The organism is Vagococcus sp. (genome assembly GCF_052102835.1).
GTDB lineage: Bacteria > Bacillota > Bacilli > Lactobacillales > Vagococcaceae > Vagococcus.
The window spans coordinates 178,476-201,288 of sequence record NZ_JBQEIL010000001.1 but is presented as its reverse complement, the minus strand read 5'-3'; the positions used below and the strand labels follow the sequence as shown (position 1 = coordinate 201,288).

At 34.5% G+C, this 22,813-nt stretch carries 21 protein-coding genes; 17 read left to right on the top strand and 4 right to left on the bottom strand.

The annotated features are described in order from the left end of the window. Positions 1-20: 20 nt before the first annotated feature. From ACTJFD_RS00935 to ACTJFD_RS00910, 6 genes are all read left to right on the top strand, one after another. Entirely contained in the window at positions 21-458 is a 438-nt protein-coding gene (locus tag ACTJFD_RS00935) for a MarR family winged helix-turn-helix transcriptional regulator (RefSeq protein ID WP_442259163.1), read from the top strand. After that, on the top strand, positions 455-2,191 hold the full coding sequence (locus ACTJFD_RS00930) for an ABC transporter ATP-binding protein (RefSeq protein ID WP_442259162.1): 1,737 nt from the start codon (positions 455-457) through the stop codon (positions 2,189-2,191). The genes ACTJFD_RS00935 and ACTJFD_RS00930 overlap by 4 nt, the downstream gene beginning before the upstream one ends. Then, positions 2,181-4,055, top strand: coding sequence for an ABC transporter ATP-binding protein (locus ACTJFD_RS00925; RefSeq protein ID WP_442259161.1), 1,875 nt, complete (start codon positions 2,181-2,183; stop codon positions 4,053-4,055). Before ACTJFD_RS00930 ends, ACTJFD_RS00925 begins: the two co-directional genes overlap by 11 nt. Positions 4,056-4,320: 265 nt before the next feature. Next, entirely contained in the window at positions 4,321-5,103 is a 783-nt protein-coding gene (locus tag ACTJFD_RS00920; RefSeq protein WP_442259160.1) for a (S)-acetoin forming diacetyl reductase, read from the top strand. A 441-nt stretch (positions 5,104-5,544) separates the two neighbouring features. Next, on the top strand, positions 5,545-7,287 hold the full coding sequence (locus ACTJFD_RS00915; RefSeq protein WP_442259159.1) for an ABC transporter ATP-binding protein: 1,743 nt from the start codon (positions 5,545-5,547) through the stop codon (positions 7,285-7,287). Next, entirely contained in the window at positions 7,274-9,025 is a 1,752-nt protein-coding gene (locus ACTJFD_RS00910; protein WP_442259158.1) for an ABC transporter ATP-binding protein, read from the top strand. Before ACTJFD_RS00915 ends, ACTJFD_RS00910 begins: the two co-directional genes overlap by 14 nt. Before the next feature lie 48 nt (positions 9,026-9,073). On the opposite strand, the gene rnhC is transcribed toward ACTJFD_RS00910, so the two are convergent. After that, complete coding sequence (rnhC, locus tag ACTJFD_RS00905) at positions 9,074-10,000, bottom strand: ribonuclease HIII (RefSeq protein WP_442259157.1); 927 nt, start codon at positions 9,998-10,000, stop codon at positions 9,074-9,076. A 157-nt stretch (positions 10,001-10,157) separates the two neighbouring features. On the opposite strand from rnhC, the gene zapA reads away from it, so the two are divergent. The 11 genes from zapA (at position 10,158) to ACTJFD_RS00850 (ending at position 20,857) form a co-directional block, all read left to right on the top strand. Next, positions 10,158-10,613, top strand: a complete 456-nt coding sequence (gene zapA / locus ACTJFD_RS00900) for a cell division protein ZapA (protein WP_442259156.1) — start codon at positions 10,158-10,160, stop codon at positions 10,611-10,613. A gap of 11 nt (positions 10,614-10,624) precedes the next feature. After that, on the top strand, positions 10,625-11,173 hold the full coding sequence (locus ACTJFD_RS00895; RefSeq protein ID WP_442259155.1) for a CvpA family protein: 549 nt from the start codon (positions 10,625-10,627) through the stop codon (positions 11,171-11,173). Positions 11,174-11,236: 63 nt separating this feature from the next. Continuing rightward, positions 11,237-13,615 carry an endonuclease MutS2 gene (locus tag ACTJFD_RS00890; protein ID WP_442259154.1) on the top strand — a complete coding sequence of 793 codons (2,379 nt, stop codon included), beginning with the start codon at positions 11,237-11,239 and terminating at the stop codon, positions 13,613-13,615. Between the two features lie 88 nt (positions 13,616-13,703). Continuing rightward, the gene (gene trxA, locus ACTJFD_RS00885; protein WP_442259153.1) at positions 13,704-14,015 is read left to right on the top strand and encodes a thioredoxin; all 312 of its coding nucleotides are present in this window, start codon (positions 13,704-13,706) and stop codon (positions 14,013-14,015) included. 119 nt (positions 14,016-14,134) lie between these two features. Next, positions 14,135-15,913, top strand: coding sequence for an excinuclease ABC subunit UvrC (gene uvrC / locus ACTJFD_RS00880; protein WP_442259152.1), 1,779 nt, complete (start codon positions 14,135-14,137; stop codon positions 15,911-15,913). Between the two features lie 66 nt (positions 15,914-15,979). Further along, entirely contained in the window at positions 15,980-16,276 is a 297-nt protein-coding gene (locus tag ACTJFD_RS00875; RefSeq protein WP_442259151.1) for a hypothetical protein, read from the top strand. Between the two features lie 87 nt (positions 16,277-16,363). Next, the gene (locus ACTJFD_RS00870; protein WP_442259150.1) at positions 16,364-17,569 is read left to right on the top strand and encodes an NAD(P)/FAD-dependent oxidoreductase; all 1,206 of its coding nucleotides are present in this window, start codon (positions 16,364-16,366) and stop codon (positions 17,567-17,569) included. Positions 17,570-17,698: 129 nt separating this feature from the next. Beyond that, positions 17,699-18,010 (top strand): PadR family transcriptional regulator, encoded by a 312-nt coding sequence (locus tag ACTJFD_RS00865; protein WP_442259149.1) that lies wholly within the window; start codon positions 17,699-17,701, stop codon positions 18,008-18,010. Next, positions 18,007-18,699 carry a DUF2812 domain-containing protein gene (locus tag ACTJFD_RS00860; RefSeq protein WP_442259148.1) on the top strand — a complete coding sequence of 231 codons (693 nt, stop codon included), beginning with the start codon at positions 18,007-18,009 and terminating at the stop codon, positions 18,697-18,699. The genes ACTJFD_RS00865 and ACTJFD_RS00860 overlap by 4 nt, the downstream gene beginning before the upstream one ends. Positions 18,700-18,717: 18 nt before the next feature. Beyond that, a complete protein-coding gene (locus ACTJFD_RS00855) occupies positions 18,718-19,620 on the top strand; it encodes an ABC transporter ATP-binding protein (protein ID WP_442259147.1) in 903 nt (300 codons plus the stop codon). Further along, positions 19,613-20,857, top strand: coding sequence for an ABC transporter permease (locus tag ACTJFD_RS00850; protein WP_442259146.1), 1,245 nt, complete (start codon positions 19,613-19,615; stop codon positions 20,855-20,857). The genes ACTJFD_RS00855 and ACTJFD_RS00850 overlap by 8 nt, the downstream gene beginning before the upstream one ends. Positions 20,858-20,925: 68 nt before the next feature. Here ACTJFD_RS00850 and ACTJFD_RS00845 read toward each other — a convergent pair whose 3' ends face one another. Genes ACTJFD_RS00845 through ACTJFD_RS00835 form a run of 3 tightly spaced genes read right to left on the bottom strand, consistent with a single transcriptional unit; the run spans position 20,926 to position 22,811 of the window. Next, positions 20,926-21,201 (bottom strand): BMC domain-containing protein, encoded by a 276-nt coding sequence (locus tag ACTJFD_RS00845; RefSeq protein ID WP_442259145.1) that lies wholly within the window; start codon positions 21,199-21,201, stop codon positions 20,926-20,928. Between the two features lie 25 nt (positions 21,202-21,226). Next, entirely contained in the window at positions 21,227-22,024 is a 798-nt protein-coding gene (gene pduB, locus ACTJFD_RS00840; protein ID WP_442259144.1) for a propanediol utilization microcompartment protein PduB, read from the bottom strand. 19 nt (positions 22,025-22,043) lie between these two features. Further along, the gene (locus ACTJFD_RS00835; RefSeq protein ID WP_442259143.1) at positions 22,044-22,811 is read right to left on the bottom strand and encodes a glycyl-radical enzyme activating protein; all 768 of its coding nucleotides are present in this window, start codon (positions 22,809-22,811) and stop codon (positions 22,044-22,046) included. Positions 22,812-22,813: the final 2 nt, after the last annotated feature.

Below are 22,813 nucleotides of genomic sequence, written 5' to 3'. Positions count from 1 at the left end.
AAAAAGAAGGGAGTTGTCAAATGCGTAGTGTAGGTTTAGAAATAAAAAATTTGTCGAATGAGTTTTTTCGTTATTCGAATCGCTATCTGATGTCACGGTTTCCAGAGCAGCATTCCCCAATGCAAACTTTTTTTATTCACTATATCGGTAAGCAAAAAGAAGCCGTTTATCAGAAAGATTTAGAGTTTTATTTTAATATCCGTCGTTCAACGGCAAGTGGGATTTTGCAACAAATGGAAAAATTACAGCTAATTACACGGAAATCTAATGATATAGATGGTCGTTTGAAAGATATTAAATTGACTTCGTCGGGACAAGCTTATTTTTTGAAAACACTTCAAGCATTTAAAGAAATGAATCAACAATTAGCCAATGATATTTCAGCTGAAGAAATTGTAACTTTTTTAGCTGTTGTTGATAAAATTAAAAATAATATCAAAGAGGAGGAACATATGTGATAAAAACCATTTTAGGTCAGGTAAAAGAATTTAAAAAAACGAGCTTAATTGTTCCTTTATTGGTAGCATTAGAGGTCGCGCTCGATATTGTGATTCCATTAGTAATGGCAATGTTAATTGACCAAGGAATCGAAGCAGGTAATATGAAAAAAATCTTAGTGATTGGTGCTATTTTGATTGTATTAGCTATTATTGCTTTATTTTTTGGAACACTATCAGGAAAATATGCAGCGATTGCTTCAGCTGGTTTAGCCAAAAATTTAAGGTTAACTTTGTTTAGCCATGTACAAGAATTATCATTTTCAAATATTGATAAATTTTCAACTTCCAGTCTGATAACAAGGTTAACAACGGATGTAACAAACGTCCAAAACGCTTATCAAATGATTATTAGAATCCTTATTCGAAGCCCATTAATGTTTATTTTTTCATTGATTATGGCTTTTCGGATTAATTCAACATTAGCGATGACCTTTATTTATATTACCCCCGTCTTAGCGATTGGTTTATTCTTAATGATTCGTTTTGCTTTTCCTGTATTTGATCGAGTTTTCAAGATGTATGATCGTATGAATAAGGTCGTTCAGGAAAACTTACAAGGCATTCGTGTGGTTAAATCTTTCGTTCGTGAAAAACATGAGAAGGAAAAATTTGGATCTGTCTCTGAAGATATGTATCGTAATTTTTCATTAGCCCAACGAATAGTAGCGATGAATGGTCCTTTGATGCAATTTAGTATGTATACAGCCATGTTACTTATTTCATGGGTAGGAGCAAAATTAATTGTTAATTCTCAAATGACAACGGGTGAGTTAGTGAGTATGTTTACTTACTCAGGTCAAATTTTAATGAGTTTGAATATGTTATCAATGGTTTTTGTGATGCTTATTATTTCAAGAACATCCGCTCGTAGAATTAAAGAAGTTCTTGATGAAGAAAGCTCACTTAAAAACCCAGCCAATCCTGTAATGAGCATTCAAGATGGATCGGTTGCTTTTAAAAATGTTAGTTTCAGTTATGTTAATCGTAACGAAAAATATGTTATTAAAGATGTTTCTTTTGATATCAAACCTGGAGAGGTTGTTGGTGTGATTGGTGGAACGGGGAGTGCTAAATCAACCTTGGTACAGTTGATACCTCGTCTTTATGATGTGACAAAAGGCTCGATTGAAGTCGGAGGTCTAGACGTTCGTAAGTATGATATTGAGTCTTTACGAGATGAAGTAGCAATGGTATTACAACAAAATGTGTTGTTTTCAGGCACCATTAAAGAAAATTTACGTTGGGGTAATGCAGAAGCAACAGATGAGGAATTAGTCCGTGTTGCTAAAATTGCTCAAGCAGATGACTTTATTCAAGAGCTACCAGATAAGTACGACACAGTTTTAACACAAGGTGGAACGAACGTTTCTGGAGGTCAAAAACAACGTTTAACGATTGCTCGAGCACTTTTAAAACGCCCAAAGATTTTAATCATGGACGATTCAACAAGTGCAGTTGATACTAAGACGGATCATTTTATTCGCGAAGGTTTAAAACGAGAAATTCCAGGAACGACGACCTTTATTATTGCTCAACGTATCAGTTCTATTCAAGATGCGGATAAAATTATTGTTTTAGATAAAGGTGAAATTCATGGTTTGGGCACTCATGATGCGTTATTGTTAGAAAACGAAATTTATCAAGAAGTACATGCTTCGCAACAGAAAGGATTTGGTCAACATGGCGAATAAACGTAAAAGTAAAAATCCTTTTAAAACAATTCAACGAATTCTAAAATTAATGTTATCTGAATACCGTTGGCGCTTCTTTTTAGTTGTCTTATTAATATTGGTTACATCGTTAGCTAATGTTAAAGGCTCGCTGTTTTTACAAGTTGTTATCGATGATCACATTACACCGATGCTTCAAACACATCAAAAAGATTTTAGCAGTTTATTAAAAGCTGTCGTGTCGATGGCATTGATTTATGGTGTTGGGATTATTGCCTCACTAAGTTATAATTTAATCATGGTAACCGTCAGTGAAGGTACCCAAAAAAATATTAGAAATGATTTATTTAGTCAAATGGAAAAACTGCCAATTCGTTACTTTGACCAACATCCTTTTGGGGATATTATGAGTCATTACACGAATGATATTGATACTTTACGTCAGATGATTTCACAAAGTATTCCAAGTTTATTAGCTGCTGTCGTCAGTTTTGTAAGTACGATTATTGCAATGCTTACGATCAGTATTCCTTTAACGCTTTTTGTGATTGTTTCGATTAGTTTGATGATGTTGACGATTCGCTTTATTGCTGGCCGAAGTGGTAAGTATTTTGGAAAACAACAAAAAGATATAGCCAATGTGAACGGATATATTGAAGAAATGATGAATGGTCAAAAAATTGTTAAAGTTTTTAACCATGAAGCAGTTGTTATTGAAGAATTTAGTGACAAAAATGAAACACTGCGTCAAAGTGCAACGAAAGCGAATATTTATGCGAATACTTTAATGCCAATTATGATGAATCTACTTAATATTCAGTATGTTTTAATCGCTGTTGTTGGTGGGTTATTCTCAGTGTATGGGATTAGTGGAATGACTGTCGGAATGATTGCTTCATTCTTACAATTAAGTCGCTCATTAAATATGCCGATTAGCCAAATCTCACAACAAATTAATTTTGTGATTATGGCCTTAGCGGGTGCCGAGCGCATTTTTGATTTGATGGATGAGACACCGGAAACTGATAATGGAACCATCACTTTAGTAAACGCTAAAAAAGTAGCAGGTCAATTAATTGAAGTTCCAGAAAGAACACACATGTGGGCTTGGAAAGAAGAGTTAGCGAATGGGGAGGTAAGTTATCGAGAAGTTGTCGGGAATGTGGTCTTTGATGATGTCAATTTCTCTTATACTAAAGAAAAACAGATTCTCCATGATATTAGTCTTTATGCAAAACCAGGTGAGAAAGTTGCTTTTGTTGGAGCAACGGGAGCTGGGAAAACGACGATTACTAACTTGATTAATCGCTTTTATGATATTCAAAGTGGTGAAATATTATATGATGATATTGATATCAAACGAATTAAAAAATCATCCTTGCGTCGCTCTTTGGGGATTGTTTTACAAGATACTCATCTTTTTACAGGAACCATTAGAGAAAATATTCGTTATGGTAAGTTAGATGCGACTGATGAAGAAGTCATCGAAGCGGCTCGTTTAGCCAATGCAGAAGACTTTATTGAGAAATTACCAGAAGGATACGATACAATTATTTCTGGTGATGGTGGCAGTTTATCACAAGGACAATGTCAACTACTAGCCATTGCTCGAGCGGCTCTTGCAGATCCTCCAGTAATGATTCTAGATGAAGCAACATCTAGTATTGATACACGGACAGAAAGTATTGTTCAAAGCGGAATGGATCAATTAATGCATGGAAGAACTGTTTTCGTTATTGCTCACCGTTTATCAACGATTAAAAATTCGGATGTGATTATGGTGATGGATCACGGTCGAATTATTGAACGCGGTGACCACGATTCGCTCTTAGCGAAAAAAGGGATGTATTATCAGTTATACACAGGTGCAATAGAATTAGGTTAAGCATATGCTCAATAGAAGAGTTGTTTTTGCTTTTGAGTGACAAAAGAGGGAGGGCTAGAAGCCACTCTCTTTTTTTATTATTAAAACAATTTTGATTATTTTTTCTAGTGAAAGCCATTAATTTAGTCAAGTTGAACAAAAAAATGGTCAGATTTAACAAAAATAAGAGCTGTTTTTTTTAAATATTTGGAATTATAAATGAGAGTGTTATAATGAAAATATAGCATTCATGCTATGACTTGAATATGAAAGAAGAGGGATCATCATGACAAACGAAACAAAACGTGTCGCATTTGTAACAGGTGGAGCGCAAGGAATTGGAAAGGCTATTTGTGAACGACTAGCAAATGATGGCTTGAAAATTGCAGTAGCCGATTTTAATTTAGAAGCAGCTAAAGAAGTTGCCGAAGAAATTAAAAATCAAGGTGGCGAAGCGATTGCTGTTAAAGTCGATGTCTCCGATCGTGATGCAGTTTTTGCAGCTGTGGATACAACCGTTAAAGAATTAGGCGGCTTTGATGTTATTGTTAATAATGCAGGCTTAGGACCACAAACACCACTCGAAGATATTACATATGAAACATATCGTAAAGTCTACGATGTCAACGTTGGTGGAACTTATTGGGGAATTCAAGCAGCTATTAAAGCTTTCAAAGAATTAGGACATGGTGGTAAAATTATTAATGCATCATCTCAAGCTGGTCAAGTCGGTAACCCTGGTTTAGCAGTTTATGGTGGTACTAAATTTGCTATTCGTGGAATTACTCAAACTGCAGCTAAAGATTTAGCGCCATTAGGAATTACAGTTAATGCTTATTGCCCTGGTATTGTAAAAACACCAATGATGAATGGTATCGCTCAACAAACAGCAGATGAAGCTGGTAAATCATTTGAATGGGGTATGGAACAATTTGCTCAAAATATTGCTTTAAAACGTTTGTCAGAACCAGAAGATGTGGCAGCTTGTGTTTCTTACTTAGCTAGCCATGACTCAGATTATATGACGGGTCAAGCACTTATCATCGATGGTGGTATGGTTTTTAACTAAAAATAGAACGAAATAGTAGCGTGAGACTGACCTTTTTGGTTAGTCTTTTTTTATTTAAAATGAGGAGATAATAAGCGTCAGCTCATTTTAATTTAATGTAAAGACAAAAAAGCCTTTACATTCTCATTTAATTGTAGTAGTTTATTAAGTGTTAAGTAAAAAAGCAAAATGAAAGAAAGGAGAATGTCAAATGTTGACAATCAAAAGAAACTTTAAAAATCAAAAACTAAATAGTTTATCTCCTTTCATGGTGTCATTGATAATGTGAATGTTATTTTTATAGTCCCTTTTATTTTTTGAGGGGGAAGTTTAATTCTTATTCTAGATAACAAGCCTATTGATTGTGGATAAAATTTTATTCAGCAGTTGATAGGTTTTTTTTGCGCTTTTTTACGAAAAAAATAGACCTAAAGTCTATTCAGAAAGTAGGGAAATACGGAAATGTTAAAAACGTTTTGGAAATATATCATGAAACATCCTCTGATTTATGGTTTAGTCACATTTTTTGCTATTCTTTCATCAGGGTTAACGTTAATACCAAATTATATTATTCAGAAATTTATAGATGCGATTGTTGGTCGGTCGTTAACACAAGGTAATTTATGGTTTTATTTAACTCTTTTTTTAATCAGTATTCTTTTGATTTATCTTGTTGATGTTATTTGGGTGATGACGTTGTTTGGTCAATCCTATCGGTATCAATCAGAGTTACGTCGAACGGTCTATCAAAAATTACTGAATTTGAGAACGCCATTTTATGAACGATTTAGATCTGGGGATTTAATGACTAGAATGACTAGTGATATTGATTATTTAGGTGATACCATCGGTTATGGTTTTATGCTGATTGTTTCTAATGTCACGTGGACAGTTAGTATCTTAACAATTATGATAGCAACGACGTCATGGAAAGCAGCAATTTTGAGTGTTTTACCATTAATTTTATTCGGTTATCTTGTTTTTCGATTATGGAAAAAAATCGATGTGCTTTATGAAGATAATCGAGACACAGTAGCTAAGCTAAGTAATGAGGTTTTGGAGGTTGTTGATGGCATCCGTGTGATGCGGGCGTATGGGAAAAAAGAATTAGAGCAAGTTCGTTTTCAAAAACGAACTCAAGCTGTATTACAAAAAGCGAATAATTTAGTTGTTTATAATGGCTCAATTGGTCAAATTGCTAAGTTATTAACTGGACTTAGTACTGCAATTGGTTTGACTTATAGTGGTTATTTAGTGAGTCAGAACCAAATGACAATTGGTCAGTTGATTTCATTTCAAATTTATTTAGGGATGCTGAGTGGGGCTATCTGGGGCTTATCGGATATTGTATTAGTGTATCAACAAGGAAATGTTTCTTTTCGAAAAATTCAAGAAGTATTAGAAGCAGAAGATACATTAGAAAAAGAAGGACATGAAGCGATTGAGCAAATTGAAGCTATCGAGTTTCAGACCTATAGTTTTACTTATCCAACCAATGATCAGCCGACTTTGAAAAACCTCTCCTTTAAAATTAAAAAAGGTGAAACATTAGGTATTGTAGGAAAGACAGGAAGTGGTAAGACGACTTTAATCCGTCAATTATTACGTCAATATCCATTAAGTTCGCTAGGTCGAGTTAAAGTAAATGAGGAATTAATTCAAAAATATGCGATTCCAAAATTAGAAGCTTTAATTGGTTATGTTCCGCAAGAACATATTTTATTTTCTAAAACAGTCGGACATAATATTCGTTTTGGTAATCGTCAAGCAGACGAACGAGCGATTGAGCAAGCCATAGAATCAGCCGATTTTAAAAAAGATATTGGTCGGATGGCAGATGGCTTAGAAACGTTGATTGGTGAAAAAGGTGTTTCTATTTCAGGTGGTCAAAAACAGCGAGTGTCCATTGCTAGAGCAGTGATAAGAGAACCTGAGTTATTGATTTTAGATGATTCATTGTCTGCAGTAGATGTGAAAACGGAACGAGCAATTATAGAAAATATTCAAAAAGTCCGACAAGACAAAACGAATATCATTGTGACTCATCGTTTGTCAGCGGTATCTGAAGCTGATCAAGTCATTGTTTTGGAAGATGGAGCGATGATTGAAAAAGGCTCACCTGAGGAGTTGCTCCAGAAAAAAGGCTGGTTTTATGAGCAGTATATGAATCAACAAATGGAGGTGAAAGCAGATGAAAACATTTAAACGTTTATTGTCCTATTTTCGTTATGAAATGAAATTTTATATCATTGGTATTCTATTTTCTGTTTTATCAGCGGGAACATCAATTTATGCACCTATTATTGGTAAACAGCTGATTGATTATGTTTCAGAACAAATAGCGGTAGGTTCCCCTGTTATTTTGGCGGTATTGATTCAAAAGTTTGGTTGGTTTATGTTGATTACTTTGACGAGTGCAATCTGTGGTTACATCAGTTATCTTTTATTAGCTTATGCTTCAAATCGAGTGAGTAAAATTTTACGCGATGATGCCTATGAGCATATGCAAAAATTACCGATTTCTTACTTTGATGATAAACCCGCTGGTAAAATATCAGCCCGAATTGTAAATGATGTTGAGTTGTTACGGAATAATTTTTATTTGAATTTTAGTAATATGGTAATTATTAATCTCTTAACAGTTCTTGCGATTTATATTGCACTCTTTACCGTGACGCCTAGGATTGGCTTAGCTTTGCTTGGTTTGTTGCCCTTTTTTGCGCTTTGGCAGTGGCTGTATATAAAAAAGGCAGCACCAATCAACAAAAAATGGCGTGAATCTGTTAGTGAGCTTAATAGTCAAACGGCAGAAATTGTACAAGGGGTGTCGATTGTTCAGTTATATCAGCAACAGGACAGCATGTTAGCGGAGTTTGAGGCAACGAATCAAACTTGGTTAGGAACAAGATTAGCTGGGATTCGCTTAGATTCAATTTTATCTTGGGATTTTTCAACTTTTATTAAAAACATAGTGATGTTTTTGACCTTAATGTATTTGGGAACTCAGTTTATTGATGGGGTTATGGGGTACTCGATTGGTACAATCTATGTCATCATTAATTATATTTCAAGATTATTTGACCCAATATTAACGCTTGTGCGAATCATGTCAACTCTTCAACAAGCGCTATCTGGTGGAAAAAGGGTGTTCGAGCTATTAGATGAACCGATTGAAGCAGATAGTGAAGTTCCTTTGGTATTTAGCAAAGGCGATGTTGAATTTGAAGGGGTAACATTTGGGTATAATCCAGAGCAACCTATTTTAAAAAACATTGAGTTTTCTGCTAAAAAGGGTGAAACAATCGGTTTAGTGGGGCACACGGGTTCGGGGAAAAGCTCAATTATTAATTTGCTTTTTCGTTTTTATGACCCTCAAAAAGGTCAAGTCATGATTGATGGTCAACCCTTAGTTAATTATAATCGTGAAAGTATTCGTGAACAAATGGGGATTGTATTACAAGAGCCCTATTTATTTAGTGGGACAATTGCAACCAATATTAGTATGAACGACCCAAAAATTACGGATGAAATGGTATTAGAGGCTCTTCAAAAAGTCGGGGGTCAAGATTTACTAGCGAAACTACCTCTCGGAATTCATGAACCTGTTGTTGAAAAAGGGCAATCATTATCATCGGGAGAACGTCAATTGATTGCATTTGCCCGGACGTTGGCAAGTAATCCTAATATCTTGATTTTAGATGAAGCGACGTCACACATTGATACTGAAACAGAAGAGATTATCCAACATGCGATGGAGGTTGTAAAAAAAGGGCGGACGACATTTATTGTAGCGCATCGCTTATCAACGATTCAAAATGCAGACCAAATCTTAGTTTTGGATAATGGTATAATCAAAGAAAGAGGAGATCATCAGAGTTTATTAGCCTTTAATCAGCAATATGCTGAAATGTATCGTTTGCAAGCTAAGGTTGCTGTGAATTAAAAAATAAAAACACGTTACTTTTTTAGTAAGTCAACGTGTTTTTTTAAATTAATGATAGGCAATTTTCTTAGCTTTTTCAGTATTAGCAAAGTGTAACTTAGCATATTTTTGTAATAAAGGTAAACCGCCTATTTTTAAAAGCTTGGCGGCAGCTTGGTCTGAAGCTGCTCCAGCACCGGAAGGGATTTTAAAGCCAACCTTTTTTGTCGCTTTATCAAGTTCATCAAGAAAAGCAGCTCGACAAATAATAGAAGCGGCTGCAACAGAGAGATGGTATTGTTCTCCTTTTGTGATAAAGTAGAGAGAATCAGTGACGGGGTGCTGTTCTTGTTTTAAATAGTTTCGATAATTTGTTTCACTTGTAAATTGGTCAATTAAAATCGCTTGTGGTTTTTCAGGCGCTATTTTTTCAAGTAATAAATAAATGGCTTGATTATGTAAGGCGACTTTCATTCGAGTGGCATTATATTTAGGTTGAATTTGGTTATATTTTTCAGGAGTAACAATTAGTTTGTGATGCGGTAAAAAGAGAAGTAGTTCTTTAGCGATGGAACGAATCATTGGATCCGTTAACATTTTAGAATCTTTAACCCCAAGTTCTCTGAGTAGTGGAAGTTGCTCTGTAGTAGCATAGGCCGCACAAACAACAAGTGGCCCTAAGTAACTACCATTACCAACTTCATCGCTTCCTAGGACAGACCAATGAACGAATCCCTTTGGTAAAGCTGTTGATGCCTTTTCTTTTATCCTTGATTTTTCAGTTGGTGTTGTGATGACTCCCCAATGACTAGCTTCAGCCGTGGCATTGCTCCCCTGAAAAAGAACTTTTCCTGATTGATAAGCGGTCACAGTAACGCCCGGTAATTTTGCAGAGAAAACAGCATAGGGAGGTGTCTTTGTAGTACTCCCTTGATAATGCTGTTGCATTTGATTAATTTTTTCTTTATTTAATTTAAGTGTGATTGCTTGTGACATTGAAACGCCCCCATTTGAATAAAATTGATAGATTTAGTATAGCAGTTTTAAGAGAAATTCTAAAGAATCCCAGATAGAATTGTCAATTGAGGAAAAGTTTTATATAATTAGAGTGATTGATTTTGCCCTAATGAGAAAAATAAGGGGGATTAGTGGAGTGGAACAAAAAAAACGTTTCAAATTAAAAATAAAAAATGAAGAGTATATTATTATTGGTACAGAAGATTCGGCACACATGAATTTAGTGAGTGATTTGGTAAATGATCATTTGACCATCATCAATGAGCATACATCAACCTTAACGAAGGAGCAGGCAGCCACATTATTAGCAATTAACACCGTTTCGCTTCAAGTTAAGCAACAAGAAGAAATAATGAAGCTTGAGGAAGAACTCAAAGCAGCTCAAGAAAAAATTGCTCAGCTAAACGAATTGGAACTACGCTTAAATGAAATCAGTGGACGTGAGCGAGAAAAATCAAAAGAAATTATTCAAAACAATGGAAATCTTTCGGAAAAAGAATTACAAAATCAAATTGAAATTCAAAAATTAATGAATCAACAAGTAACTGAGAAAATTAAGACTAAAAATCAACAAAAAAATAAAAATAAGTAAGGTTTGAATTTATGTTAACATTATTGATTTTATTAACTTTAATAATAGGTGTGTATGTGGGATATCAAAGAGGCATAACGTTACAATTAGTCTATACTTTAGGTTATTGGGTATCGTTTTTAGTCGCGCAGCATAACTATAAAGCATTAGGTAAAAAGATAGAGTTGCTCATCCCTTATCCATCTCCAACCATTGGAACAAAATTTACTTTGTTTGATTCAGCATGGACTTTTGATATGGATCGTGCTTTTTATGCAGGGTTTGCTTTTGTCTTAATTTTACTTATGGGATGGTTGGTCACGCGTTTTTTAGGAATGTTAAGTTATGGTTTAACATTTACGCCACTTTTAAGAAAAGGGAATGATTGGTTAGGGGCAATTTTAGGAGGCTTAGTTTCTTTAATTGGGTTAGTGATTGTCTTAACTTTAGTCGCAATGATACCGATTAGTTTTATTCAAAATATGTTTGAGAAGAGTGGGTTGGCAAGAGTCTTAGTTTCTAAAACACCAGTGATTTCAGCGTTGTTACATGAATTGTGGATTAATAAGATTATTTTATAAAGAATCTAGGAACCGATTTTAGAAGGTTCTTTTTCTTTAGGGAATTAATTAAGGAGTTTAAAAATGAATAAAAAAATTATTCAAACATTAGAGTTTAATAAAATCAAAAAAATGGTGCAAAACTATATTGTGACTGAAGCAGGGTACGAGATGGTTGAAGCTTTGCATCCGTTTAGTGAATTAGAAAAAGTGAAAGATAGTTTGCTAGAAACAGAAGATGGTTATGATATTTTAAGATTAAGAGGCGGATTACCAGTTGCGAAATTAGAAAATATTAAACCTCATATGAAACGAATTGAAATAGGTGCCGTTTTGAATGGAGTTGAGCTTGCACAAGTAGGCCGATTACTCAAGACAGTTAATGAAATTCAACGTTTTTTTGAAAAACTAGAATCAGAAGAAGTCGAACTACACGTTTTATACGAATGGAATGAAAAATTAATTGCTATACCAGAAGTTACTAAAGCTATTCGTTTAGCGATTGATGAAGACGGTCACGTGACGGATGATGCGTCATCTGAATTAAAAACGCTGCGCTTAAAAATCCGCCGACAAGAGCAGAATATTAAAGAGTTACTTGATGGTTTTGTTCGTGGGAAAAATAGTAAATACTTGAGTGATACCATTATAACGATGCGGAATGATCGTTATGTTATTCCAGTAAAAAGTGAATATCGTAGTTTGTTTGGTGGTGTTGTTCATGATCAAAGTGCTTCAGGACAAACTGTTTTTGTCGAACCTCGTCAAGCGGTTGAACTTAACAATAAGTTACGTCAACATCAAATTGCGGAGCGTCAAGAGATTGAAAAAATATTGGCTGATTTATCAAATGAATTAGCACCCTATCGTTTAGATATATTACAAAATGCGTACGTTGTAGGACGTTTGGATTTTGTTAATGCGAAAGCAACTTTAGGAAAAGCTTTAAGAGCAATTGTTCCGAGCGTGAGTGACGTTAATCACGTTAATCTAAAACAAGCTCGTCACCCGTTAATTGATGATTCTTTTGTGGTTGCCAATGATATCTATATTGGTGAGAAACATAAAACAGTTGTTATTACTGGCCCGAATACAGGAGGTAAAACGATCACGTTAAAGACTTTAGGATTATTACAACTGATGGGACAAGCTGGATTACCAATTTTAGCAGATGAGGGAAGTACCATTGGCGTTTTTTCTGAAGTTTTTGCAGATATTGGGGATGAACAATCAATTGAGCAAAATTTAAGTACTTTTTCTTCTCATATGACAAATATTGTCGATATCTTGCGTCATTTAGATGAAAATAGCTTGGTATTATTTGATGAATTAGGGGCAGGAACTGATCCGCAAGAAGGGGCAGCATTAGCGATTTCTATCCTCGATGAAGTAGGAGCGATTGGTTCTTATGTTATGGCGACCACTCATTATCCGGAATTAAAAATATATGCCTATAATCGCCCAGGAACGATTAATGCAAGCATGGAGTTTGATATTGATACTTTGAGTCCAACGTACCATTTATTGATGGGAATTCCAGGACGTAGTAATGCTTTTGATATTTCACAACGCTTGGGTTTATCAACGATGGTAATTGATCGTGCTAAACAAATTATTGATGGAGAAAGCCAAGAGTTAAATGATATGATTTTAGATTTAGAAAATCAACGCAAAATGACTGAAACTGAATATTTAGAAGCAAGAGAATACATGGTTGAAGCTGATAAACTTTATCACGATTTAAAAGAAGCTTATGAATATTTCTTTGAAGAACGTGAGCGAGAATTAAACAAAGCTAAACTACAAGCGAATGATTTAGTTGAAAAGGCAGAAGATCAGGCAGAGGATATCATTCACGACATTAGAGAATTACAGTTAAGAAGTCAACAATCAACAAAAGTGAAAGAGCATGAATTGATTGATGTTAAAACTAAATTATCTAATCTCAGACATGAGGAGCCAACGCATCTTGCTAAAAATAAAATTCTAAAAAAAGCGAAAGAGAAGAAAGAATTAAAAGCAGGCGATGATGTACTGGTTGAATCGTTTGGGCAACGTGGCGTTTTAGTTGGGAAATTAGGTAATAAAGAGTGGCAAGTTCAAATGGGTATTTTAAAAATGAATATTAAAGAAGAAGAATTAACTAAAATAGCACCGGAAAAAGAAGAAAAAGTTCGAATAACTGGGTTGAAAAGTGACAGTGGCGGGGGACGTCGAACCGTCACCTCACAATTAGATTTACGAGGGAAACGTTATGAAGATGCCGTTTCTGATTTAGATCAGTATATTGATGCTGCTCTTTTAAATGGCTACCCACAGGTAACGATTGTTCATGGACGTGGAACGGGTGCATTAAAACAAGGGGTTCAGGAGTATTTAAAGCGTCATTCTCAAGTTAAAAAATATGAATATGCACCAAGTAATCAAGGGGGCGACGGAGCGACAATAGCCACCTTTAAGTAGTAAGCAGAATATTCGCAGTCTGCATCATCCTTTGCTATAATTTAAACATAAAGTAATCACTTAAATGTAGAAAGGTAGCGAATTAAAAATGGTACAAGCAATTACAGATAATAACTTTGAAACAGAAACAAATGAGGGGTTAGTATTAATTGATTTTTGGGCACCTTGGTGTGGACCTTGTCGTATGCAAACTCCTATTTTAGAAGGTCTTGAAAAAGAGTACGAAGACCGTGTTAAAATCGTTAAAATGAATGTGGATGACAATCCAGCTACATCTCAAGCTTTTGGAATTATGAGTATTCCAACTTTATTATTAAAAAAAGAGGGTCAAGTTGTTGAGACTTTGATTGGAGTTCACCAAAAAGCACAATTAGAACAAGTTTTTAATAAACATTTATAAAATAGTTCTTTTAAAAAAATCCTTTATTTTTTATTAGGTATTTGAAAAAGAGGGCCCTTCTAGGGCTTCTTTTTTTTGACATCATGTTATACTATGAGCATGGGGAGTGAGTGACGAGAGTGAATGAAAGAATTAAGAATAAGCTAACCTTGTTACCAGATCAACCTGGTTGTTATTTGATGAAAGATCGACAAGGGACCATTATTTATATTGGAAAAGCCAAAATATTGAAGAATAGAGTTCGATCTTATTTTACTGGAAGCCATGATACAAAAACAGAACGTTTGGTAAGTGAAATTGTTGATTTTGAGTATATTGTTACAGAATCAAATACTGAAGCTTTATTGTTAGAAATTAATTTAATTCAGAAAAATATGCCCAAATATAATATCATGTTAAAAGATGATAAATCATATCCTTTTATAAAAATTACGAATGAAAAGGCACCCAGATTAATGATTACACGAAAAGTTTTGAAAGACAAAGCTCATTATTTTGGACCTTATCCCAATGTACGCGCTGCAAATGAAACAAAACGTTTACTCGATCGAATTTATCCGCTACGAAAATGTAAAAATTTACCTAATGATGTTTGCTTATATTATCATATGGGGCAATGTCTCGGACCGTGTATCAACCCTATTGTGGAAGAACAATATAAACAAGTCGTTGAAGAGGTTAAACGCTTCTTAAATGGAGGGTACACAGACGTTCAACAACAGATTGAAGCTAAAATGAATCAAGCAGCTGAATCTCTTAATTTTGAACAAGCGGCAGAATATCGTGACCAAATTGAAGCAATACAGACAGTAATGACGAAGCAAAAAATGACAAATGCTGATTTTATCGATCGAGATGTGTTTGGTTATGCGGTGGATAAGGGATGGATGTGCGTTCAGGTTTTCTTTGTTCGCCAAGGGAAATTAATCGAGCGTCGAACGTTTGATTTTCCTTTTTATAATGAAGCAGAATTAGATTTTCTAACTTTTATCGCTCAATTCTATCAAAAAACTGAGCATTTTATCCCCAATGAGATTTTGATACCGCAAAGCATAGAACTAGAGCAAGTCAAAGCTATTGTGACTACGAAAGTCTTGCAACCACAACGGGGTGAAAAGAAAAAATTGGTCGAGTTAGCCAATAAAAATGCGCAAATTTATTTAACCGAACAATTTGATTTGATTGAAAGAAAAGAAGAGCGAACGGTTGGTGCGATTGAAAAATTAGGACAGGCTTTAGGAATTGCAACACCGATACGTATTGAGGCTTTTGATAATTCAAACATCATGGGGACAAACCCAGTTTCAGCAATGGTGGTCTATATTGATGGTAAGCCAATGAAGAAAGAGTATCGAAAGTTTAAAATACAAACGGTTAATGGACCAGATGATTATGCATCGATGCGAGAAGTTATTTATCGTCGTTACTCACGAGTAATCAAGGAAAACCTTCCTTTACCGGACTTGATTTTGATTGATGGGGGAAAAGGTCAAGTAAATGTCGCACAGGATGTGTTGCTCAATCAATTGGGTCTAGATGTACCTATTGCAGGGTTAGCTAAGAACGACAAACATAAAACAAGTGAACTGTTGTATGGGGATGATTTATCGGTTGTTCCCCTGAAAAGAAATTCACCAGAGTTTTTCTTGTTGCAGTGCATACAAGACGAGGTCCATCGTTTTGCGATTACTTTTCATCGTGCAACACGAAGTAAAACCAGTTTTGCCTCACAATTGGATGGTATTTCAGGGTTAGGTCCGAAACGCAAACAGCGATTATTGAAAGAGTTTCGTTCAATAAAAGCAATAAAAGAAGCCACTCTTACTGAGTTACAAGAAAAGGGAATTCCTCAAGCTGTTGCTCAAAGTATAATCGCTCATTTTAAAGAGACTCAGTGATAGTCAATTTTTAAATAAAATGTTACAATTCCAAAGAGGAAAATCTAAAAGTCGAGGAGCATCAACATGCGATTAGTATTAAATGTAGTTTCAATTGTTATTATTTTTGTAAGTGTCTTTTATTATTTTCGAAAGACATTACGTTATCGAGAAGATAGTTTTGGCCTTAAAGTTCTAGCCAATGCTAGTCAGATAACGATGAGTTGTTATTTATTAGGATTAGCTATTCTTCTAATTGAATTAAATGCTTTTGGACTATCTCGGGGTAAATTTGTGAACCATTTACTTATTTATGGGGCTTTTGTTAGTCTCGTTAATTCTGGTAGTTTATGGTATTTTGGTCGTGTTTTGAAAGATAAATAAATTTTAAGCATTTAGTTGACTTTGTTTGACAATATTGTGAAAAAAATCTATAGTAATCAATGATGAAAATCTTGGAGGGAATTAAAGATGAGCAAACAAAAAGTTGTCGTTTTAGGTGCAGGCTATGCCGGTCTAAAAGTTGTAAAACAGTTACAAAAGAAAAATTTAGATTTAGATATTATTTTAGTCAATAAAAATAACTATCATTATGAATCAACTCAATTACATGAAGTAGCTGCAGGAACTGAACCAGCAAGAAAGATTTGTTTTGATGTTGAAACAGTAGCAGATAAAGATAAAGTAATGTTTATCCAAGATACGGTAACTAAAATTAACCGTGAGGAACAAACAGTAGTATTAGAAAAAAATGATCCAATAAAATATGATTATTTAGTCGTTGCTTTAGGTTTTGTTTCTGAGACTTTTGGAATACCAGGCGTAGATGAATTTTCATATCCATTGGTAAATATTACTACTGCAGAAATTGCAAAATCTCATTTAGATGAAACGTTAAGAAATTACAAGGAATCAAAAGATAAAAATGATTTATCAATTGTTGTTTGTGGTGCTGGTTTTACGAGTATTGAATATCTAGGTGAAATTACGAATCGCATTCCTAAAATGGCTGCAGAATTTGGGTTTCCAGAATCTGACGTCAAAATTACGTGTATTGAAGCCATGCCTAAACTATTACCAATGTTTTCAGAAAAATTAAGTAAATATGGAATTGATATCTTAAAAAAACGTGGTGTTGATTTCAAAGTAGGAACACCGATTAAAGAGATTAAAAAAGGCATCGTTGTTTATGAGGAAAACGGTGAACTTAAAGAAATAAAAGCAAACACAATTATTTGGACAACAGGTGTTAAAGGTAGTCCAGTTATTGGTGAGTCAGGATTTGAAGAACGTCGTGGTCGTGTAATGGTTGAACCGGACTTGACGGTTAAAGAATATCCTAATATTTATATGATTGGTGATGTAAGTGCGGTAATGGATAAAGATTCAGGTCGTCCATTCCCAACAACAGCTCAAATTGCATTGAAACAAGGTGAGTATGTCGCTGATAATATTGAAAACCGTGTGTTGGATAAACCAATCACTCCTTTTGAATTTAAATCACTTGGAACGGTTGCGTCAATAGGCAATAACTCAGGAATTGGTAATGTAATGGGGAAAGAAGTTAAGGGTTACATTGGCTCAATTATGAAGAAAAGTATCATAAATAAATCACTATTAACCGTTGGTAATACAAAAACCTTACTTAAAAAAGGTCGTTTTGACTATTATCGTTAAATTTGAAACCAAAGACTATGCGTTTAGTTGTTAAACTAAATGCATAGTCTTTTTTTGTTATTGACATTTTAAAAATAATTGGTTAATATATCATTGAGTGATAGTTAGATGAGGAGGGAGATTAAGGCTATGGAGCCACTAACCGATCTAAATTATTTGATTTTGTTAACACTTTTAGAGCCCAAGCATGGTTATGCCATAATGCAGGATGTTAGTGACTTAACCCAAGATGAAGTAACAATCGGTCCAGCCAGCATGTATACAATTTTAAAAAAATTAGAAAAAGCAAATGATATCCAGTTAGAAACAACAGTGGAAAGAAAAAAAACATATTTAATTACAGCTCAAGGGCATGAAAAATTAATCGCTGATGTTAAGCGTCGTGAACGATTAACAAGGTTAGGTAAAAAGTTATTGTCGAGAGAGGAGGCTGACTCATGAAAATAGGGAAAAGTAAATATTTATTGTCTAGAGGTTTGGGATTTTATTCTGAATATGAAGCGAATCGGATTAAAAAAGAAGCGGTGAAAGGTTGGCGATTACGCAAAATCTCTCGAACTGGATTTTTAATTTTCAAAGAAGAAGAGCCAGTCGCTATTGATGTCACGATTGACTTTTATTCGGGAAAAAAGAAGGAAATTACTGAGTATTTAGAACTTTATGAGGCGAGTGGTTGGAATGTTGCCTCTTCTTATCGTAATCGTTACTTTATTTTCGAAGCACCGATTGATACCTTATCAGCATATACTGATCCAGATAGTTATGAAGAAAAAATAAAAAAAGAAAATAAATGGTTAATTAAACAATTTTTTATTCCCTCTGTCTTTAGTCTATTTTTACTATTAGTGATGAGGTTGGATAGTGTCAATTTGTGGTTACAGCAATTCTCGCTATCTATAGTTCGCTTGATAAACATAATATTAGTAGTCTATTTACTTTATCCAGTGATAGGATTGTCATTAATCTATTATTTTAAACCGATTTATCCTAAGCGGAAAGAATATTATCAAAATATGGCTGGATTTGCAAAGCGTCAATATTTTTGGCGCGACATGTTATTAGCAACTTTGATAGGTGGAGTTATTGGTGGCATCGCTGGTTTTATCGCTGGCTATTTTAATTTAATGTAAGAGGATGGAGGAATTTTAATGTTAGAAGTCAATAATTTAACAAAGACATTCGGTGAGATGACTGCTGTTGATAATGTGTCGTTTCGTATTCCGAATGGTAAAATATTAGGATTAATTGGTCAAAATGGTGCTGGTAAATCAACGACCTTTCGCTTGATTTTAAATTTCATTGATTCCGATAGTGGAACGATTTTATGGAATGGAAAACCGTTAACAGAAAAAGATTATAATATTATTGGTTATTTGCCTGAAGAACGTGGGCTTTATCCTAGAGATACGATTGAAGATCAATTAATTTATTTTGCGCGATTACGTGGGAAAAGTAAAAAAGAAACGCAACCATTGATTGATTATTGGATGGAAAAATTCCAAGTAAAAGGTAAAAAAACAGATAAAGTTAAATCATTGTCTAAAGGAAATCAGCAAAAAGTTCAGTTGATCGCGACGCTAATTCATGAACCTCAACTAGTCATTTTAGACGAACCGTTCAGTGGATTAGATCCAGTGAATGCAGAACTTTTAAAAGAAGGAATTATGGAATTGAAAAGTAAAGGCTCAAGTGTTATTTTTTCAAGTCATAATATGGAAAATGTGGAAAAAATATGTGATCATTTAATTATGTTAAGAGATGGTGAAATTGTTTTAGATGGTAGTGTTCATACGATTCGAGAACAATTTGGTCGAACAAAATTAGAGGTTGAAACAACGGTCACTTCAGAAGAATTATCAGAAATAGAGGGTGTTGATGAAGTTCTCGAAATTCGTGATAATACTTTTCACGTTTTATTATCAGAGGCAAGTGTCGGAAAAAATGTTTTTGAACAGGTGGTAGCGCAAGATCAATATGTGCCTGTCTTTAATCAACAGCCACCAACTTTAGAAGAAATATTTAAAATGAAAGTCGGTGAGGGACATGAATAAATTTTGGGTTGTTGCATTAGAAACTTATAAAAAACATGTTAAAACAGTTAGTTTTATTACGATGGTACTGGCTCCATTTCTTTTAATCGCAATCTCGCTTGGTGGTGGTTACTTTGCTTCTAAATTAGCGAGTACAGATTCATTGGCAGTTGTCAGTGAGTTACCAGAGATTCGTGAAGGTTTTATGGCACAAGGGAAAAATGACTTTGACTTTGATAAGAAAATTAATACAATTGAAACGGCTCAGAAGGCTTTGAAAGAGGATGATATTGATGGTTATCTATCGATAAAAAAAGAAGGGGATGTCTTAGTTTCAGAATTTGTTAGTAAGGATTCCCTGGGGATGGATGACCAACAAAAATTTCAAAGTTATTTAAATAATATGCAAATTTCACTTAATAGTGCCAAACTAGATTTAAGTTCAGCAGAAGTCGCAACGTTATTTAAAACTGCAACAATCAAAGATCGACAAGTCAATTTTGAAAATAATAAGATGACAAATAAAAAATCAAATCGAATGGCAATGACGATGGTTGGCTTCTTTGTTGTTTTAGCGATGTATATGATTGTTATTTTGTATTCTTCCATTACAGCGCAAGAAGTAGCTTCAGAAAAAGGAACACGGATCATGGAAGTCATTTTATCAAGTACCACAGCCGCTAAGCATTTTTATGGGAAAATTGTTGGGATTTCTTTGGTCATTTTAACGCAAGTTAGTATTTATTTGATTGCAGGAATTGGTGCTTATCTGTTTGCGAAAGATACAGACTTTGTAAGTTCGATGTTAAAAGATTTACCATTAGGTGACTTAGTCAAAGGCTTATTGGGTTACAATTTATTATTTTTATTATTTGGGGTTCTAATCTATACAATATTATCAGCCTTTATGGGATCTTTAGTCACTCGTTCTGAAGATGCACCAAAAGCAGCAGCCCCTGTTACTTACTTAATTATGGTTGCGTCTCTTCCTGTTTTAATGCTAGGAACGGCTCAGCCAGATCATCTTTTAATTAAAATATTTTCATATATTCCTTTTTTCTCATCTTTTTCAATGCCTATCAGAATTGCGAATGATAGTGTCATGCAATGGGAAATAGTCTTATCACTAGGTTTATTAATTGTAGCAATTGCTATTTTATTAAAAGTTGCAGCACGAGTTTATAAATCAACGGTTTTAATTTACAGTGATAAAGGCATGTTCCAAGTCTTTAAAGAAGCGGTCAGAATAGGAAAATAGAAATCAAAAAGTGAAACAATAAAAAAGGAACTCAACCAAATTGTGGTGGTTGAGTTCCTTTTTACTTCTTATTTTTTGGGTAATAAAGCTTCAACTTCTTGGTGTGGACGTGGAATAACGTGTGTTGATACTACTTCGCCAACATTGCTTGCTGCAGCGACACCAGCATCTGTTGCTGCTTTTACAGCACCGACATCTCCACGAACTAAAACTGAAACTAATCCAGAACCAATTTTTTCTGTTCCGATTAAGTTAACGTTTGCAGCCTTAACCATTGCATCTGCTGCTTCAATTGCAGCGACATATCCTCTTGTTTCGATCATTCCTAAAGCATCTGAATTCATTATTTTTCCTCCTTAAAATTTTAAGTTAAATATATGATGGTTGTGAGTTAGTTGGCTCATCACCCATCGTACTAAGTAATTTAATACCAACTTCTCGAGCTGAAATAACAGCTTGACGGACAGCACCTGAATCACCAGAGATTAAAAGAATGGTCTCATTAGAATAACTTGTTCCATGAGCAGGTGTCGCATAACCAACAACTTCGACGTTCGCCGCTTTTAATGCAGTATCAGCCATTACGACTCCGATGGCTGCAGGAGAACCAACGCATACACCAAAGGCTTTTCCAATTGGAGCACCCCAAGCCGTATTACAAGCATAGCTTGCTCGAGCAGTATATTGCATTTCAATATGTCCAGCATCATTTCCATAAACATCACCAAAAGTACGAGTATTGACTTCATTTAAAGCAACTTCGACGGCACGCTTAACGTCAGAAACATCTTCACCACCAAAAATGATTAAAGATCCATGACCACCGCCACCTTTAGTATCACGAGGCAGTTCAATTGAAACGATTTCTGTGTTTGTAGCTTTAACTGCTTCATCAGCAGCCATAATATGTGGTCCAGCCCCTGTTCTTGCACCCAGGATACCGATTGAGCGATATTTTTTCTCTAAATTCATTGTTTCTAAAAGTGAAGAATCGACATTAGCAATGGCTAATCCAATTGTATCACCAACTGTTGTTGACCCAACAAATTCAGTTACATTACATTGATTGTTAATCATAGTATCATTTGTTCCTTTCTCTTGTATATCTGGTAAATCAATAGTTTTATTTAATTCTGCCATGACTTTTTTTAAAAGTTCATCTTGCATAGAAGTACCTCCTTAATTTTTAACCACCAATCAGACAATTAAAGCCATTATTAATGACAATTTCTTGAAGATGGAGTAAATCTTCTTTATGTAATGGTTTGACATCTGCTAATTCATATTCTCTATTAAGAAGTTTATACTTATTTTCACCAAAATTAGTATAAGGGAGAAGATGGATTGTCTTGACTTTAGTTAATTTTTTTGTAAAGTCACAAATGTCTTGTATTTGTTTTTCATCATAATTGAAACCAGGGACAACAGGAATTCTTACAACGATATCTTGTGCTAACTCATTAATTAATAGAGCGTTTTCGAGTATTTTACGATTGCTAACACCAGTACCTTCGATATGGACATCGTCTGAAATAGCTTTAATATCTAAAAGAACATGATCAATTAAAGGAATAATTCGTTGAATAACTTCTTTAGAAGCAAAACCAGTTGTTTCGATAGCAGTAGTTAACCCACCCAATTGACAGGCTAAACAAAGGTTTTCTAAAAAATCAGGTTGAGTGAGAGCTTCACCACCTGAGAAAGTAATACCTCCACCAGAACGTCGATAAGTACCTTGATCCTTTTTTATTTCATTGAACACTTCTTGGACAGTCATCAACTGTCCAAAGTGTTCTGTTGGTAAGGGGTTTTGTGATTCTGGGTTAAAACACCATTTGCATTTTAAAGGACATCCTTTAATGAAAACAATCGTTCTTATGCCGGGTCCATCATGTATTGAAAAACGTTGAATATTAAAAACACATGCTTGATTTTCATAATCAACTTTTTTCATAA

Bases quoted from the DNA above. Each gene is read 5' to 3' on its own strand.
- ACTJFD_RS00935 (WP_442259163.1), top strand. From the start codon at position 21: ATGCGTAGTGTAGGTTTAGAAATAAAAAATTTGTCGAATGAGTTTTTT.
- ACTJFD_RS00925 (WP_442259161.1), top strand. From the start codon at position 2,181: ATGGCGAATAAACGTAAAAGTAAAAATCCTTTTAAAACAATTCAACGA.
- ACTJFD_RS00920 (WP_442259160.1), top strand. From the start codon at position 4,321: ATGACAAACGAAACAAAACGTGTCGCATTTGTAACAGGTGGAGCGCAA.
- ACTJFD_RS00915 (WP_442259159.1), top strand. From the start codon at position 5,545: ATGTTAAAAACGTTTTGGAAATATATCATGAAACATCCTCTGATTTAT.
- ACTJFD_RS00910 (WP_442259158.1), top strand. From the start codon at position 7,274: ATGAAAACATTTAAACGTTTATTGTCCTATTTTCGTTATGAAATGAAA.
- rnhC (WP_442259157.1), bottom strand. From the start codon at position 10,000: ATGTCACAAGCAATCACACTTAAATTAAATAAAGAAAAAATTAATCAA.
- ACTJFD_RS00895 (WP_442259155.1), top strand. From the start codon at position 10,625: ATGTTAACATTATTGATTTTATTAACTTTAATAATAGGTGTGTATGTG.
- ACTJFD_RS00890 (WP_442259154.1), top strand. From the start codon at position 11,237: ATGAATAAAAAAATTATTCAAACATTAGAGTTTAATAAAATCAAAAAA.
- trxA (WP_442259153.1), top strand. From the start codon at position 13,704: ATGGTACAAGCAATTACAGATAATAACTTTGAAACAGAAACAAATGAG.
- ACTJFD_RS00875 (WP_442259151.1), top strand. From the start codon at position 15,980: ATGCGATTAGTATTAAATGTAGTTTCAATTGTTATTATTTTTGTAAGT.
- ACTJFD_RS00870 (WP_442259150.1), top strand. From the start codon at position 16,364: ATGAGCAAACAAAAAGTTGTCGTTTTAGGTGCAGGCTATGCCGGTCTA.
- ACTJFD_RS00865 (WP_442259149.1), top strand. From the start codon at position 17,699: ATGGAGCCACTAACCGATCTAAATTATTTGATTTTGTTAACACTTTTA.
- ACTJFD_RS00860 (WP_442259148.1), top strand. From the start codon at position 18,007: ATGAAAATAGGGAAAAGTAAATATTTATTGTCTAGAGGTTTGGGATTT.
- ACTJFD_RS00855 (WP_442259147.1), top strand. From the start codon at position 18,718: ATGTTAGAAGTCAATAATTTAACAAAGACATTCGGTGAGATGACTGCT.
- ACTJFD_RS00850 (WP_442259146.1), top strand. From the start codon at position 19,613: ATGAATAAATTTTGGGTTGTTGCATTAGAAACTTATAAAAAACATGTT.
- ACTJFD_RS00845 (WP_442259145.1), bottom strand. From the start codon at position 21,201: ATGAATTCAGATGCTTTAGGAATGATCGAAACAAGAGGATATGTCGCT.
- pduB (WP_442259144.1), bottom strand. From the start codon at position 22,024: ATGCAAGATGAACTTTTAAAAAAAGTCATGGCAGAATTAAATAAAACT.
- ACTJFD_RS00835 (WP_442259143.1), bottom strand. From the start codon at position 22,811: ATGAAAAAAGTTGATTATGAAAATCAAGCATGTGTTTTTAATATTCAA.